The organism is Streptomyces pactum, assembly GCF_002005225.1.
Taxonomy (GTDB): Bacteria; Actinomycetota; Actinomycetes; order Streptomycetales; family Streptomycetaceae; genus Streptomyces; species Streptomyces pactum_A.
In genome coordinates this window covers 7,597,439-7,612,198 of sequence record NZ_CP019724.1, presented here as the reverse complement: position 1 = coordinate 7,612,198, position 14,760 = coordinate 7,597,439, and the positions used below count along the sequence as shown (strand labels likewise).

The window sequence follows — 14,760 nt, the reverse complement described above, 5'->3', positions numbered from 1 at the left end:
GTCACTCCCGGGGGTAGACGAGTGCGGTGGATCCGCTGATCTCCATGACGTCGACGGTCGCCCCTCGGGGGATCACCAGCGTCTCGTCATAGGAACGGGCCGTCCATTCCTCGCCGCCGATACGGACCCTGCCCTCCATGTCCGTCACCTCGGTAACGACGTAGGCGGCCTTTCCGACCAGTGCGTCCACGCCGAATCGCTCCCTCTGGGGCTGGAGGACGTGGCGCAGCGCGACGGGGCGTACGAAGATGATCGTGACCGTGGCGACGACGGTGAACACCAGGAACTGGAATGGCGCCGAAAGTCCGGCCGCGGCGGATCCGGCCGTGATCAGCGCGGCCGCACCCAGCATTCCGAGCGCGGCGGTGAGAGTGAAGATCTCCGCCACGATCAGAACCGCTGCGACGATCAACCAGATCAGCCATGGATCCATTACGACCCCCTCCTGGAAGGTGTGGGCGCGCGAATGGCTGGGCGTATACCTCTGTTTTACCTTCTTCCAGGAAAACAGAACCCCTCCGGTACTGTCACCGCTTCGGCACGCCTTCGTGGAGACGGCCCCTTGCGCCGCGTGGTGCCGTGGGCTGGGCTGTGCCCATGAAGTAGACAAGCCTCGCGGCACTGACCGCTGCCCTGGTCGTCACCCCTCTCTTAGCGGCGGGCGCGCCGGGTCAGCGGGCGGCAGCCGCCGAGCGGGGCGCCGGCGCTCCGCTGCCGCCCGCCGACCCGCAGCTCGACGCCGTGCTGCGCACCAGCCCGACGGGAGGCGTCGACCATCGCGACCGTCGCCTTGCCCCACCACTCCGTGGCGTCCGGCCAGAAAGCCGCGTCGACGGTGAACCCCTCCTGCACGGCACCGCCGCGGATGGTGGCCGGGGCCCGCTCGACGGCGGTCGCTCAGGCGCGCAGTGACTCGACGGCCCCGGCGCGGCCCCCCTCGTCCCATGCCGTCCGAACTCCGCGACGCGGTGGACGAGTTCGTGCTCCTGGGGATGCCAGGGGGTGGCTCCGAAAGTCGGGGCCAGGTGTTCGAGGTCACCGAAGACGGGCAGGGCCTCGGTGGCCTCCCGGTCGCCGCCCGCGAGGTAGCACCTGCGGCAACGGCGGCTGCCTCGCCGAACTCTGGGGCCGGCGCGGTGAGCAGTTCCCGCCCCCGCTGAAGCCCGGCGACACCGTCACCCTCACCGTCGAGGGCATCGGCGCCCTCACCAGCACCGTCGTCCCCGGCGTGGAGCCCGTCCCACTGCCGTCCGGCCGGCGCCGGTCCCGGGAGCGGCCGTGAGCGGCCCGCACGCCGAGAGGCCGCCCGGCGAGGTCGTCGTCGTCACCGGCGCCGCCCGCGGGCAGGGCGCCGCCGAAGCCGAGGCCCTCACCCTCGACGGCGGCCTGACCGCGTGCGGCGGCGTCACGTCCGTCTTCGACGCCCTGCGCGGCTGATGCCGGACCGGGGTCACAGGGCGTTGCACTCCTGACTGGCACACCAGTCAGGATCTCAATTGGGCGTTTAACCAGTACTTCTCTCTCCGATAGTGTTGAGTTTTCCGCAACACGCGCCTAGGGTCGTGGCCCGTGGAAACCGACGACGTCCTCGACGGCGCACCGACCGCCGACACCGCCGCCCGCGTCCGCGAGGTCATCGCGGAGGCGGGCGTCAGCCAGCGTGAGTTCGCGCGCCGTGTCGTCATGGATCCGTCCAAACTGTCGCGTTCGCTGAGCGGCACCCGCCGCTTCACGGCCGCGGAGCTGGCGCGGATCGCCGACGAGGGCCGCATCGACGCGGGCTGGCTGCTCGGCACCCGGCCCCGCGAGAAGGACACGGCGCCGGCCGCCGGCGTCGAGGGCGGGCGACCGCTGCAGATCGTTCGCGAGACCGTCCGGCTGATCGCGGAGCACGGCTTCCACGCGGTGCGGGTCGCCGACATCGCCCGCGCCTGCGCCACCAGCAGCGCCACGATCCACTACCACTTCCCCGGCCGCGCCGAACTCCTGGAGGCGGCCGTGCGCTGGTGCATGGACGAGGACACCGCACGCCGTGCCGCCCGTCTCGCCGAGGCGGACGACGCGGCGGCGGAGCTGCGCCAGCTCATCGCGCTGCAGACACCGCGCACCGCGCAGCAGCGCCGCCAGTGGGCGGTGTGGCTCGACCTGTGGGCCGAGGCCGCGCGCTCCACGGCGGTGGGCCGGCTGCACTCCGAGTACTACCGGCAGTGGCGGGAGACCGTCGCCGACGTCGTACGCCGAGGTGTCGGTCAGGGCGTGTTCCGCGCCGGGGTCGATCCGCAGGCCGCGGCACTGACGCTGACCGCGCTGATCGACGGCCTGGCGACCCACGTCCTGTCGGTGAGCGGCCCGTCGTCCGACAGTGCCGCGGACGCGATGCACGCGGCACTGACCGCCCACGTCACCCACACGATTCTGGCTCCGTAGCCCACAAGGCCGCAAAAGTCCGCCCCTGCCCCGCACCCGCACCCGCTCCGCCATCGCCGAAGCGGCAAGATCCCGGGAGGCCCCCGTATGCCCATGACCGAGAACGTCATCATCACCTGCGCGCTCACCGGCGCCGGCGACACCGTCCGCAAGAGCCCCCACGTCCCTGTCACTCCGGAGCAGATAGCCCGGAACGCCGTGGAGGCGGCCGCCGCCGGAGCGGCCGTCGTCCACATTCACGTACGCGATCCGGAGACCGGCGATCCGTCCCGCGACCCGAGGCTGTACCGGGAGGTCGTCGAGCGCGTCAAGGAGACCGGCACCGACGTCGTCATCAACCTCACCGCCGGCATGGGCGGCGATCTGGTCATCGACCCGGACGACCCGCTCACCCACCTCCCCGGCACCGACCTCGTCAGCGGTCTGGAGCGCCTTCCGCACGTCGAGGACCTGCTCCCCGACATCTGCACGCTGGACTGCGGCTCGCTCAACTTCGGCGACGGCTCGAACCTCTACGTCTCGACGCCCGACATGCTGCGCGCGGGCGCGCGGCGCATCCAGGAGCTGGGCGTGCGTCCCGAGCTGGAGATCTTCGACACGGGTCAGCTCTGGTTCGCCAAGCAGTTGCTCGCGGAGGGCCTGCTCGACGACCCGACCGTGTTCCAACTGTGCATGGGCATCCCGTGGGGCGCGCCGGCGGACCCCGGAGTGCTCCAGTCGATGGTCAACATGCTGCCGGAAGGCGCGCGTTGGGCGAGCTTCGCGCTCGGCCGGATGCAGATGCCGTGGGTCGCGCAGTCGATCCTGCTCGGCGGGCACGTCCGCGTGGGCCTGGAGGACAACCTGTACCTCGGCAAGGGCAACAAGGCGACCAACGCCCAGCTCGTCGAACGGGCGGTGACCCTCACCGAGTCGATCGGCGCACGCGTCGCGACACCGGACGAGGCCCGCACCGCGCTCGGCCTCGAGCCGCGCAAGTAGTCCGCCCCACGACGAAGGATCGATCCCTCTCATGACCTCACCCGAGACGACCTCACCCGAGCCGGCCTCACCCAGGACGACCTCACCGAAGACGACGTCACCGGAGCTCACCGCACCGGAGAACGTCCGCCGCGTCGCCTGCGTCGGCGCCGGAGTCATCGGCGGCGGCTGGGTCGCCCACTTCCTGGCGCGCGGCTACGACGTGACCGCCTGGGACCCGGCGCCCGACGCCGGGCGGAAGCTGCGCCGCCTGGTCGACGCGGCGTGGCCGGCGCTCACCTCGCTCGGCCTCGCCGAGGGCGCGTCGGCCGACCGGCTCACCGTGACCGACACCCTCGAACAGGCCGTGGCCGAAGCCGAGTTCGTCCAGGAGAGCGCGCCGGAGAAGCTCGACCTCAAGCGCGATCTGCTGGCCCGCCTGGACTCGGCGACACCGCCCGGCGTCGTCATCGCCTCCTCCACCTCCGGCTATCCGATGACCGACATGCAGACGACGGCCGCGGACCCGTCGCGCCTGGTCGTCGGCCACCCGTTCAACCCGCCCTATCTCATCCCGCTCGTCGAGGTCGTCGGCGGCGAGCGCACCGACGCGACGGCGGTCGCCTGGGCCGCCCGGTTCTACGAGGTCGCCGGCAAGTCCGTCATCACGATGGACAACGAGGTACCGGGCTTCATCGCCAACCGCCTCCAGGAGGCCCTGTGGCGGGAGGCGCTGCACATGGTCGCGAGCGGCGAGGCGACGGTCCGGGACATCGACCTGTCGATCACCGAGGGCCCGGGGCTGCGCTGGGCGGTGATGGGGCCGATGCTGACGTTCGCGCTCGCGGGCGGCGAGGGCGGCATGGCGCACATGCTGGACCACTTCGGACCGTCCCTGAAGTCGCCGTGGACCCGCCTCGAAGCGCCGGAGCTGGACAAGGAGCTGTACGACGCCGTGGTGGCGGGCTGCGACGAGGCGGCGGACGGCCGCTCCATCGCGGACCTGGTGACCGAACGCGACCGGGGCGTCATCGAAGTACTGCGCGCCACCGGCCGCCTGGACCGCGAGGAGGACTCCCGATGACGAGACTCCCTCTGTTCCACAGCACGGTCCGCCGGGAGTGGATCGACTACAACGGCCATATGAGCGAGGCGTTCTACGTGCTCGTCTTCGGCCATGCCACGGACGCGCTGATGATCGAGACGGGCCTGGACTCCGGCTACCGCGAGTCCACGGGCTGCTCCCTCTACACGGTCGAGTCCCACATCCGCTTTCTCCGGGACGTGCCCGAGGCCGCCCATCTGTCGATACGCACGCGTGTGCTGGGAGCGGCGGCGCGCAAGACCCACTTCGTGCACGAGATGTACGTGGTGTCCGAACCGGAGACGGAGCCGACGCCCGAGGCGGCCCCGGTGGCGACCACCGAGCTGCTCGCGGTCCATGTCGACCAACGGGCGGGCCGGGCCGCCGAGTTCCCCGACACGGTCCGGCACCGCTTCACCGACCTGACCGAACCGGCTCCGGACTGGGCGGGCCGCTCGATACCGCCCCCGTAGGACTCCTGCCGGGACGCAGTCGGCCCGCCGCAGCGAGAACGCGGGTGAATGATCCACCTGCCTGGTGCCGGCCGTGGAGCAGGTGTCAGGCCGAGGGCTTCGACTACTGGGCGGGGTCGTGTGCCGCGCGGAGTTCCTCGTTGATGCGCTGGGCTTCTTCGAGTTGGTCCTCGAGGATGATGATGCGGCAGGCGGCTTCGACGGCGGTGCCGGCGTCGACGAGTTCGCGGGCGCGGGCGGCGATGCGCAACTGGTAGCGGGAGTAGCGGCGGTGGCCGCCTTCGGAGCGCAGTGGGGTGATCAGTCGGTGTTCGCCCAGGGCACGGAGGAAGGCGGGGGTGGTGCCGAGCATGTCGGCGGCCCGGCCCATCGTGTAGGCGGGGTAGTCGTCGTCATCGAGAGGTGTGGTGGGGCGGGTACTGGCAGGGGGCATAGACCTCTTCTTCCGGGGACGCGTCGGAGGGCCCGGACGCCCACTGGCGCCCGGGCCCCGAGCTTTCACCACCATCAACCGGCTGACTGCGCCGGCCTTTGTGTCCGCAGGTCCCGCCTGGGAGGGCAGGGCTGCCGGGCCGCACCTGCTTGACCTGCTCTCCCGGGCAGTTCATCTCTGCCCGGGCCCTTCGACTTCTTGGCTACGCGGACAACCCTAGCTTCCACTCTCCCCGATGTCTACAGCGGTCATGGCAGATTTACTCCATTCGCAGATCCTGTGATTCTGCCGCTTTTGCGCCCGTAAGCGTTACCTGCCTGGTCGAAGGCCAACCGCGAGGGCGTCTCGGCCGGCACATGGCCCGTCGCCTCACGGCCGGCGCCACCGTCACCCACGGACCCGGGCATGGCGAGCGGAGGCGAGAGTCCACGCCTGTCACCTGGCGGGGCGACGGCTCGAGGACTGTTCCGGATGCCGCGCCTGGGTCGTTCCTCGGGGCCGCGGGGGGACGGACGGCTTGCGCGAGCCGCGCGATACCTCGGCGCCCTGCGGCGGGCGGCGCGGGACGGAATCCTTGCGTCGGTCAGTAGGCGGCGAGCGAGATGGCGATGTAGTGCGCGGTGAACGCTGCCACGGTCAGGGCGTGGAAGACCTCGTGGAAGCCGAACCAACGCGGTGAGGGGTCGGGACGCTGCAGGGCGTAGACGACCGCCCCCGCGCTGTAGAGAAGACCGCCGGCGACGATCAGGGTGAGTACGGCTGCCCCGCCGGTGTGCAGGAAGTCGGGCAGGTAGCGCACCGGCGCCCACCCCAGGGCCAGGTAACACGGGGTGTACAGCCAGCGCGGAGCGGTGACCCATAGGACCCGGAAGGCGATGCCGGCCAACGCACCCGCCCACACTATCCAGAGCAGCAGCGACCGCTGGCCCGGTGAGAGGAGAACTACGGCCAGGGGGGTGCAGGTACCGGCGATGATCAGGAAGATGTTGGCGTGGTCGAGCCGTCGCAGAAGAGCTTCGCCGAGCGGCCCCCAGGTGCCGCGGTGGTAGACGGCACTCGTTGCGAACAGCAGCCAGGCGGTGACCGAGTACACGGAGCAGGCCAGGACCGCCTGCGGGGTGCGAGCCAAGCAGATGAGTACGGTGCCTGCGATCAGGGAAGCGGGAACCATCCCGGCATGGAGCCAGCCACGCAACCTCGGCTTGATCGGTTCAGCCAGGTCAGCCGCTCGCTCCACCAGAGCGCCAACCGAGTGAGCGCTCTTCCCCGCGTCGTCACCTTGTGACCGGCAGGGCGGCCCGTCTGCACGGTGCTCTGCGGCGACGTGCATGTCTTCGGCTTCAGCGGCGTCGTGGGACACAGCTTCCCGTCCTCCCTCGGACCCATGGGTGTCACCCGTACTGGTGCGATCATGCTAGGCAACCTCACCCGGACGGCTCTGTGGCAGGTCGGCCTCGCACTGCATCAGCAACCGCGCCGTACACCGGGCCCCGCGAACCGACGCATGCCGAATTCGGCGCACAGACCACGAGAGGGTCGCGTCACCACTCGCATCCGCCGGGCTCGTGGCCGACGTGAGGGTGCTGTGAGGGGAGTCGATAGGCTCATCATCACAGTCGGTTGCGTCTCCCGATGAGGCGGGTGGGGAGAGTGTCATGACCGAAGGTCCCTCAGTTGTTGCGAGGGTGTCGGGTGTATGCCTGACCGTGCAGTTCGGCGGGGACATGGACTGGCGGACCGCGCCGTATTTCCGTGACCGTCTTCTGGGCGAGATCGCCCGGGGTCCGCGATGTGTGGTGCTGGACCTGTCCTCGGTGCCGTTCTGCGATTCTGCCGGGGTGAGCGTGCTGCTGTGGGCCTGGCGCCAGGTGGAAGGGGCCGGGGCTGTGCTGGTACTCGCCTGCGCGCGCCCGCAAGTGGCGAGGACGCTGACCCTGACCGGGGTGGACAGCGTTCTGCGGATGTACGGCTCCGTCGCCGAGGCTCAGCGTGAGATGGCGGTCGACGGCTGAACATGGCACCAGGCCGCTGAGCCTGTGGCGGACCGCGACGTGCAGGGACATCCGTGCCGTGCGGGCGTCTATCGGCGTGCGGTGGCGGCTTACGGGTGTCGGACCGGGCGAGGCGTGCGGTGATGCGTTCGCCGACCGGCTCCTGCGACAGGAGCAGCAGGCGTCGGCCCCCGGCGGGCCACCGCTACCGCCGATCGCACCACGCGTGGTCCCGGCCAGCCTGGTTTCCGTCTGCGTTGCTGCCTGGACTTGCGCCAGGACGCCCCCGCCCCATGCCAGAGGCCCCGCCGAGTCCGGCCGATCCGGCGCGGACACAACAGCCGCGCTGCGCCCCGCTCAGTCATCAAGCGAGGCGGCCGGGGGTGTGTCGGGGAGCAGGTCGGCGAGTTCGAGGGCGGGGTTCACTTCGGTGGCGAGGACCAACAGCCGCAGCGGCTGGGGCGCGAGGTTGGTCACTGTCGTCTTGCGGGGCGAGCCTCCTTGCGACGGCTGCTCGAAGAGCAGGTGGAGACCGGCGACGTCCATGAAGCGGGCGTCATGCAGGTCCCAGACCAGCTCGGTCACCTGCGGCGGCAGTCCAGCAGCGGCGGCACGGAGCGTGGGCAGTGTGGTGTAGTCGATGTCTCCGTGCACGGTGACCCGGGCGGCCGTGCCGTCGATGCGCATCGTGAAGTGCATGGTGGGCGAGCCCCCTTTCCAGGGGTGCGGAGCCCAAAGGCGAAGCGCCCCTCGGGGGCGGGCCGACGATGGCGGGAGCTGGATGCCCTGGAAGGGGGCAACGCCCAGAACCCAAAGACCGGCACCCGCGGTACCGGTCGGTCTCGTGTCCTGCCATCGTCGCACAGCGAGACCCGCCTGGCCCCATAGCAGGCGGCCTTGAACGGCATGTGCACACCAGGCACACGTATACACCGCCGGTTCGGCTCACCGGAGGGCGTTGGTGGTCCGCCGGACGAGGAGGTCGGTGCGGATGTCGACCACTGCCCGCTTCACCGCGTCCGAATACCCTACTCTAACGTGACAGTAGATTGCGCGCTGGCGTGTGAACCGGACATGGCCTTGACGGACCTGCAGACACGAGACGAAGAGCAAGAGCGGCAGCACCTGGCCGAGCCGGTACGTCTGCTGGAGCGGGAACGGGAGCGGCTCGGTGCCTCCATCGAGCGGACCGCCAAGGAGATCCAGATGAGGGGGTCGATGAAGACCGAGACGCCGGTGGTCTGACCGGGCGCCGTCATCGCCATGGCGAGCGCGCTGTAGGCGACGATCCGCCGGCCGTGGAAGCGCTGCCCGGAGGAGGGGGTGACAGGAGTGGAAGGCCGAGCTGGAGCGCCGGTCGGAAGACGCTTGGCGGGGCGGCTCGGTGTTCCCCCTTCGACCGACTCCGGATGTCTTGGGGGATCCTGCTGACGCGGTCGGGGCCATGGGCTCGTCGGCGCATTGTTCCGGACCCGGCCCGCACGTGAGAAGGCCGCCGCCCCGCGTTCCGTGGTGTGACGCGGGGCCGGCGACCGGCCCCTCAGTGCCCGCCGGTGAGCTGTCCGGCCAGGCGCTGGTGCATGTGGGCGCTGGGCTCGTTCAGGCCCACGATGGTGACCTTCTTGCCGCGCTGGGCGTACTTGGTCTCGATCGCGTCCAGGGCGGCGACCGACGAGGCGTCCCAGATGTGGGTGCCGGACAGGTCGATGACGACGTCGTCCGGGTCGTCCTTGTAGTCGAACTGGTAGACGAGGTCGTTGGAGGAGGCGAAGAACAGTTCACCGGTGACCGAGTAGACGACCTGCTTGCCGTCCGGATCCACCACGCCGGAGACGTTGGCCAGGTGCGCGACCCGCTTGGCGAAGATGATCATCGCGGCGATGGTTCCGACGACCACGCCGATGGCCAGGTTGTGGGTGGTGACCACGCACGCGACGGTGACGACCATGACGAGGGTCTCACCCACCGGCGACCGCTTGAGGGTCTTGGGCTGGATCGAATGCCAGTCGAACGTGCCCACCGACACCATGATCATGACGGCGACCAGGGCGGCCATGGGGATGTCGGAGACGACGGGGCCGAAGACGACGACCAGGATGATGAGGAAGACACCGGCCAGGAAGGTGGACAGGCGGGTGCGGGCGCCCGAGACCTTCACGTTGATCATGGTCTGGCCGATCATGGCGCAGCCGCCCATGCCGCCGAAGAAACCGGTGACGATGTTGGCGATGCCCTGGCCGATGGACTCGCGCGTCTTGCCCGAGTGGGTGTCGGTGATGTCGTCGACCAGCTTCGCGGTCATCAGCGACTCCATCAGACCGACCAGCGCCATGGCGAGCGCGTACGGGGCGATGGTCGTCAGCATGTCCAGGGTGAACGGCACGTCCGGCAGGCCCGGGACCGGCAGGGAGGACGGCAGCTCGCCCTTGTCGCCGACGTTGGGGACGGCGATGCCCGCGCCCACCGTGATCACGGTCAGGATGACGATGGAGACCAGCGGGGCCGGGATCACCTTGGTGACCTTCGGGAAGAACACCATGAGGGCCAGACCGGCGGCGATGAGCGGGTAGACGGCCCACGGCACGTCGTGCATCTCGGGTACCTGGGCCATGAAGATCAGGATCGCCAGGGCGTTGACGAAGCCCACCATGACGCTGCGCGGCACGAACCGCATCAGCTTGGCGACCCCGAGTGCGCCGAGGACCACCTGGAAGACGCCGGCCAGGATGACTGCCGCGATCATGTAGCCGAGGCCGTACTCGTGGTTGAGCGGCGCGATGACCAGGGCGACGGCACCGGTCGCGGCGGAGATCATTGCCTTGCGGCCGCCCACGATGGAGATGACGACGGCCATCGTGAAGGAAGCGAACAGACCGATCGCGGGGTCGACCCCGGCGATGATCGAGAACGAGATCGCCTCCGGGATGAGCGCCAGGGCGACGACCAGCCCGGCCAGCACCTCGGTGCGCACGACCTTCGGGGAGGCGAGCCAGTCCGGCTTGGACAGGCGCAGCTTGGGAGCTTGGGGCAGCGGTGAGGACATGCAACCGTTTCTGTTCAGGCGCACGCGTCCGTTGCCGCTGGACACACGCGCTCGGCGTACGTGATTCCGACGAGGAATCGTCCGGCAGCCCAGCCGCCTCGGCGGGGGCCTTGCCGGACAGGGCGGCAACCCTCGGGTCGCCGGTCGGGCATCATTGCCCGGAAGTCTTCAGTGCCGCCAGAGACCCGATCGGGGCCGACACCACTGCGGTTTCGCCTCTACCCTGCGATTGACGGCCAAGGCGAGCACGTGAACAGTCTACTCTGACGTGAGGGCAGAGTGCGAGGTGCGGCTTGTGAAGCGCAGGTAAACAGCACCCAAGATCCTGTGATTGACCTCACGTGAACTGGTTCACTTAACCGTTTCGAAGCCCAGGCGGACAACAGAGGGAGATGGCAGGACGATGACGGAACAGCGGCAGATGCAGATCGGCGAGGTGGCCGAACGGACCGGTTTGTCGCTGCGCACCATCCGTCACTACGAAGAAGTCGGCCTCGTTATTCCCTCGACGCGCAGCAAGGGCGGCTTTCGCCTCTACACGGAGGCCGATCTCGAACGGCTCATGGTGATCCGCCGCATGAAGCCGCTCGATTTCTCCCTCGAGGAGATGCGGGACCTGCTGGACATCACCGACCGGCTCGCCACTCCCGACGGTTCGCCGACCGGCGAGGAGAGGGAGCGGTTGCGGGAGCGCCTGGACTCCTACCGGAAGGTGGCCGACGCGCGCTGCGAGACGCTGCGCGCGCGCCTGACGATGGCCGAGGACTTCGCCGCCACACTGCAGCGACGACTCGAGGCGGAGTCCGACAGGAAGCTGACCCAACGGTAGAGGCGAGGCAGGGCCTGGCCCTCTCCCGGCGTGGGGCCCGTCCTGCCGGCGGTCAGTACGCCCACCAGCGTCCGGTGGACGGCTGGGGCTCCCAGCGTTCCGCGCCGTTGTCGTCGGTCTTGCGCGCGTTGGCGGCCTTGATCTGCCCGCCGGCGATCGTGCAGAAGTGGGACCGGTTGCCGCGGGCGTCGATCCTCTCGAACCCGACTTCTCCGGTGTCCGTGCGTGTGGCTCGGCCCGCGGTGAGGATCATCTCGGAGTCGTCGCTCATCTGCAGCAGAAAGAGGCCCACTGCCCCGCCTTCCCCTTGTCCTCGTCGCTCTCGTCCACGTCGGTCGCACCGCCACGTGCCGTCGGCGGGCTGCGGGAGCCAGCCATGGCCGCCACCGTCGAGGAGTCGACGGCGGAAGACGGCTGCGCTCGTCTCGGCCCGGAAGGTGTGCGGCCGCTTCACTCCGCCGCTCCGGTCCGTTCCTTCCAGCACGATCTCGCCCTTGGCCGTGCCACCGGCAGCGGCCGCTCGACGACCGTGCCGTGGCCGGCGGCGCGCTGCAGCATAAGACCGCCATGACCGCGCCCTCCGTCGACTCAAGCACCGACCGGAATCCGCGGTAGGTCCTCCCGAGCGCGCTCGCATGCGGCGCCTGTCAACGCCATGCCCCGTGCAGTCAACCGCTGTCAGCCCATCGACAGGAAGCGTGTCAGTCCCTGCCTGACCGTCGTTGTCGATACGGCTGCTCGGGTGGACGAAACCACCGTTGGAGCAAACCCTGGAATGTCTCGATGGCCATGAAGCCACAGGCTGGCTAGCGTCGGACCCACTCGCGAGTCTCGTTGATTCGCTCAATCTCGGAATTCGGAGGGCATCATGGAAAATGGCGCGCAAAAGCCCCAGCAGGCAGAGGTGCGAGTCCCCATCAAGGACCTTGGCGCTCTCAGGGACGCCGTCGGAAACCTCAATCCCATTCTTCGCGCGGCGCTTGAGGTCACCGAAGGCGGGCAGCCGCCTGTAACCGTCGGGTACAACCGCCTCACTTTCAGCAGGAGCTGGAACGAAATTCCGGAGATGTAGGAAACCGCGCCGCTGCTGGACGGTAGTGGGATCGGTCAGTCCGGAACGTTGAACAGAATCGGCAAGGGGTTGGTCCTTGATTTCATCTCGTATGCGAGATCGCGCGTTTCGACGCCCTTCTGGTGAAGAGGATTCGTTTCCTGAACGGCGATCTACAGGAATTGCTCTTCCTGTTTCCTGCATCCTCAAGATCTCTTCGAGATGCAACCTGGACTGCACCTATTGCTACATCTACAACAAGGGTGATACGACCCATCTGACCCGCCCCCGGGTCATGTCCTTGGAGGTCGCCCGAGCCGCCATTCGGGAGATTACGGAGTATGCGTCCCGGAACGGCATCACCGAAGCGGTAGTCGCACTTCACGGAGGAGAGCCGCTTCTGGTCGGCAAGCCCTGGATGACGCGCTTTCTGGACGATGTCAGGAGAATGGCGCCGGCAGACGTGCGGCTCTCCGTTACCCTGCAGTCCAACGGCGTTCTCATGGATGCGGACTGGCTCTCACTGTTCGCGAGCCATGGAGTCCAGGTCGGAGTGAGCCTCGACGGGCCGGCAGTCTGGAACGATCGTCATCGAGTGAACCACCAGGGAAAGGGAAGCTACAGCCGCGTCCGCAAAGCGATCGACCTTCTGGTGACTCAAGGCGCCGAATCGCCTCCCTGGGGAATCCTCGTCGTGGCCGACCCGCGATTCCCTGGGACGGAGGTGTTCCGTCACTTGCTCGATATCGGTGTCCGGAACATGGATTTCCTCTGGCCGGACTACCACCATGAGGAAGGGCCGCCCTGGAACGCTGACCTTCTCGGCAAATACTATATCGATCTGTTCGACGAGTGGTACGGTAATGCGGATCCAGGCGTGCGGATCAGATGGTTCGAAGCGCTGCTTCATCTGATCCTGGGCGGTGAATCACAGATCAGCGCATTGGGTGCCCAGCCGGTGACCGATGTGGTCGTGGAAACCGATGGCAGCCTGGAACCCCTGGACATGCTTCGGATCTGCGGTGACGGCATGACGCTCACGGGTCTTGATGTCCGCAGGCACCCGATCGAGAGGCTGCGGGAGACAGAGCTCTATCGCATGGGGCTGAGGAACCAGGAAATTCTGCCGAACGATTGTCTGCGATGCCCTGTCTACGGGCTGTGTGGCGGCGGCGAGATGCCGCACCGATGGTCGAAGAAAAACGCGTTCTCCAACCCGAGCGTGCACTGCGAATCCCTGCTCGCGGTGATCGAACACATCGTCGGTACCGTTCGGAAGGAAATGGCCTTTCACGCCGTCACTTCTCGATCAAACAACGCCGTCGCACAATCGATCTCGGGATGAAGGACTTGTCACCCCTCAAAAGACTGCATCAGGCACTTGGCTGGTGTGGCACAAGTGAAGTGTGCGATGAGATCCACCGTGGCTACTCCGATTTGGTGGGGCGGCACCTGGGGCAGTTCCTTACCGAGGTAAGGTCTACCCGCCCCGATGTCGAAGCGGAAATCGTCGCCAAGCTGACCGGATTGAGCGACGAGTCGCTCACCAGGCTGTTGCTGGCGCCCGAGACGACGCGACTGCTGATGTGGCCCGACCCCGCGCGAGATGCTTCGGCGGCAACCGAATTCCTCATTCGATCCGTGCAGGCGGAGATGGCGCGCGAGGGCAGCGTCGCACAGCCCGTCGTGGAGCCGCTCTGGACGGCCTTGGGGGACACTCAGATCCTTCCCGGCGGCCAGGTCGTCGAGGGGCCCTCTATCAAGGGCGTGGCAGCTCTCGATCTCGACAGTCCCTATGCCCTTGGCATCGATGTACAAGGGATGCGCTTCACCCAGCCCGAGGGCAGAGCCCCGTTGGCAGGGCGGGAGAGGGAGGAAGCGCTGGCGAAGTTGTCGGCAGCCATCGACGGAATCGCTTCGGTGAGCAGCGAAACGTCAGCGTTCGTCGCAAGATTCACCAAGGCCCTGGTGCTCCTCCGGGATGACCGGGAGCGAGTCTTCTCTTCGGGATCCTGTGCCCAGTACGTCGGACGCTCGGTTCTGGGAAATCCGCAGTTCTCGGCCGTGGATCAGGCTTTCGTCGCTGAAGGTGTGGTCCACGAGTCGATCCACGGATTTCTGTACATGCACGAAATGCAGGAGAGTTGGGTGCTCGACGACTCCTTGTACAGCATGCAACCGATGGTTCCCAGTCCGTGGACCGGTCGCCGACTGCCGGTCAGGCCTTTCCTGCAAGCCTGCTTCGTGTGGTATGGCCTGTTCAACTTCTGGTCGGCGGCAGCGGAAACCGGGGCGTTCGGGACTGCGCGGGCGCTCGAGAGGCGACAGGCAGCCTTGTGCGGTTTCCTGAAGGAACCGCTCACTCAACTGATCAAGCCCTATGTCGACCAGGTGAACGGCGACTTGCTGGATGCGCTCGGAGATCTGCAGGAACAGGTAGCGGCGAACCACGAGGCCGTGTTCTGAGAG

17 protein-coding genes and 2 pseudogenes are annotated in these 14,760 nt (G+C 68.1%); 12 read left to right on the top strand and 7 right to left on the bottom strand.

Translation table 11 applies throughout. From position 1 onward, the window contains the following. Position 1: 1 nt before the first annotated feature. A complete protein-coding gene (locus B1H29_RS33270) occupies positions 2 to 433 on the bottom strand; it encodes an NfeD family protein (protein WP_055420415.1) in 432 nt (143 codons plus the stop codon). Between the two features lie 218 nt (positions 434 to 651). Further along, entirely contained in the window at positions 652 to 852 is a 201-nt protein-coding gene (locus B1H29_RS38915) for a hypothetical protein (protein WP_055420416.1), read from the bottom strand. Between the two features lie 235 nt (positions 853 to 1,087). On the opposite strand from B1H29_RS38915, the pseudogene B1H29_RS39635 reads away from it, so the two are divergent. The 6 genes and pseudogenes from B1H29_RS39635 to B1H29_RS33240 all read left to right on the top strand — a co-directional run. Further along, positions 1,088 to 1,282 (top strand): annotated as a pseudogene (locus tag B1H29_RS39635) (fumarylacetoacetate hydrolase family protein); the annotation flags it as partial. After that, positions 1,279 to 1,437 (top strand): hypothetical protein, encoded by a 159-nt coding sequence (locus B1H29_RS37755; RefSeq protein WP_267891964.1) that lies wholly within the window; start codon positions 1,279 to 1,281, stop codon positions 1,435 to 1,437. The pseudogene B1H29_RS39635 and the gene B1H29_RS37755, both read left to right, overlap by 4 nt. A 132-nt stretch (positions 1,438 to 1,569) precedes the next feature. Beyond that, on the top strand, positions 1,570 to 2,427 hold the full coding sequence (locus B1H29_RS33255; RefSeq protein ID WP_055420418.1) for a TetR/AcrR family transcriptional regulator: 858 nt from the start codon (positions 1,570 to 1,572) through the stop codon (positions 2,425 to 2,427). Between the two features lie 87 nt (positions 2,428 to 2,514). Continuing rightward, on the top strand, positions 2,515 to 3,408 hold the full coding sequence (locus tag B1H29_RS33250; protein WP_055420419.1) for a 3-keto-5-aminohexanoate cleavage protein: 894 nt from the start codon (positions 2,515 to 2,517) through the stop codon (positions 3,406 to 3,408). Between the two features lie 31 nt (positions 3,409 to 3,439). After that, positions 3,440 to 4,471, top strand: coding sequence for a 3-hydroxyacyl-CoA dehydrogenase NAD-binding domain-containing protein (locus B1H29_RS33245; RefSeq protein ID WP_055420420.1), 1,032 nt, complete (start codon positions 3,440 to 3,442; stop codon positions 4,469 to 4,471). Then, complete coding sequence (locus B1H29_RS33240) at positions 4,468 to 4,944, top strand: thioesterase family protein (RefSeq protein ID WP_055420421.1); 477 nt, start codon at positions 4,468 to 4,470, stop codon at positions 4,942 to 4,944. The genes B1H29_RS33245 and B1H29_RS33240 overlap by 4 nt, the downstream gene beginning before the upstream one ends. 103 nt (positions 4,945 to 5,047) lie before the next feature. On the opposite strand, the gene B1H29_RS33235 is transcribed toward B1H29_RS33240, so the two are convergent. Both B1H29_RS33235 and trhA read right to left on the bottom strand, forming a co-directional pair. Beyond that, entirely contained in the window at positions 5,048 to 5,377 is a 330-nt protein-coding gene (locus B1H29_RS33235; protein ID WP_055420422.1) for a MerR family transcriptional regulator, read from the bottom strand. 583 nt (positions 5,378 to 5,960) lie between these two features. Next, on the bottom strand, positions 5,961 to 6,707 hold the full coding sequence (gene trhA, locus B1H29_RS33230) for a PAQR family membrane homeostasis protein TrhA (RefSeq protein WP_409350925.1): 747 nt from the start codon (positions 6,705 to 6,707) through the stop codon (positions 5,961 to 5,963). 325 nt (positions 6,708 to 7,032) lie between these two features. Here trhA and B1H29_RS33225 point away from each other — a divergent pair, with 325 nt between their 5' ends. Together B1H29_RS33225 and B1H29_RS39630 are read left to right on the top strand one after the other, a co-directional pair. Continuing rightward, positions 7,033 to 7,389 carry an STAS domain-containing protein gene (locus B1H29_RS33225; RefSeq protein ID WP_055420424.1) on the top strand — a complete coding sequence of 119 codons (357 nt, stop codon included), beginning with the start codon at positions 7,033 to 7,035 and terminating at the stop codon, positions 7,387 to 7,389. Positions 7,390 to 7,563: 174 nt separating this feature from the next. Next, positions 7,564 to 7,638 (top strand): annotated as a pseudogene (locus tag B1H29_RS39630) (DUF6207 family protein); the annotation flags it as partial. An 87-nt stretch (positions 7,639 to 7,725) separates the two neighbouring features. On the opposite strand, the gene B1H29_RS33215 reads toward B1H29_RS39630, so the two are convergent. Next, complete coding sequence (locus tag B1H29_RS33215; RefSeq protein ID WP_055420425.1) at positions 7,726 to 8,067, bottom strand: STAS domain-containing protein; 342 nt, start codon at positions 8,065 to 8,067, stop codon at positions 7,726 to 7,728. 375 nt (positions 8,068 to 8,442) lie between these two features. Here B1H29_RS33215 and B1H29_RS38290 point away from each other — a divergent pair, with 375 nt between their 5' ends. Beyond that, positions 8,443 to 8,613, top strand: coding sequence for a hypothetical protein (locus tag B1H29_RS38290; RefSeq protein ID WP_159027870.1), 171 nt, complete (start codon positions 8,443 to 8,445; stop codon positions 8,611 to 8,613). 295 nt (positions 8,614 to 8,908) lie between these two features. Here B1H29_RS38290 and B1H29_RS33210 read toward each other — a convergent pair whose 3' ends face one another. Continuing rightward, the gene (locus B1H29_RS33210; protein ID WP_055420426.1) at positions 8,909 to 10,411 is read right to left on the bottom strand and encodes a SulP family inorganic anion transporter; all 1,503 of its coding nucleotides are present in this window, start codon (positions 10,409 to 10,411) and stop codon (positions 8,909 to 8,911) included. A gap of 403 nt (positions 10,412 to 10,814) precedes the next feature. On the opposite strand from B1H29_RS33210, the gene B1H29_RS33205 reads away from it, so the two are divergent. Further along, entirely contained in the window at positions 10,815 to 11,240 is a 426-nt protein-coding gene (locus B1H29_RS33205) for a MerR family transcriptional regulator (RefSeq protein WP_055420427.1), read from the top strand. A gap of 52 nt (positions 11,241 to 11,292) precedes the next feature. On the opposite strand, the gene B1H29_RS38285 is transcribed toward B1H29_RS33205, so the two are convergent. Further along, on the bottom strand, positions 11,293 to 11,511 hold the full coding sequence (locus B1H29_RS38285) for a hypothetical protein (protein WP_159027869.1): 219 nt from the start codon (positions 11,509 to 11,511) through the stop codon (positions 11,293 to 11,295). Positions 11,512 to 12,388: 877 nt separating this feature from the next. Between B1H29_RS38285 and B1H29_RS33195 the strand changes: the two genes are divergently transcribed. Together B1H29_RS33195 and B1H29_RS33190 are read left to right on the top strand one after the other, a co-directional pair. Beyond that, positions 12,389 to 13,636: a radical SAM protein gene (locus B1H29_RS33195; protein WP_159027868.1), complete on the top strand. Its 1,248-nt coding sequence runs from the start codon at positions 12,389 to 12,391 to the stop codon at positions 13,634 to 13,636. Beyond that, complete coding sequence (locus B1H29_RS33190; protein ID WP_159027867.1) at positions 13,633 to 14,757, top strand: aKG-HExxH-type peptide beta-hydroxylase; 1,125 nt, start codon at positions 13,633 to 13,635, stop codon at positions 14,755 to 14,757. The genes B1H29_RS33195 and B1H29_RS33190 overlap by 4 nt, the downstream gene beginning before the upstream one ends. Positions 14,758 to 14,760 lie beyond the last annotated feature (3 nt).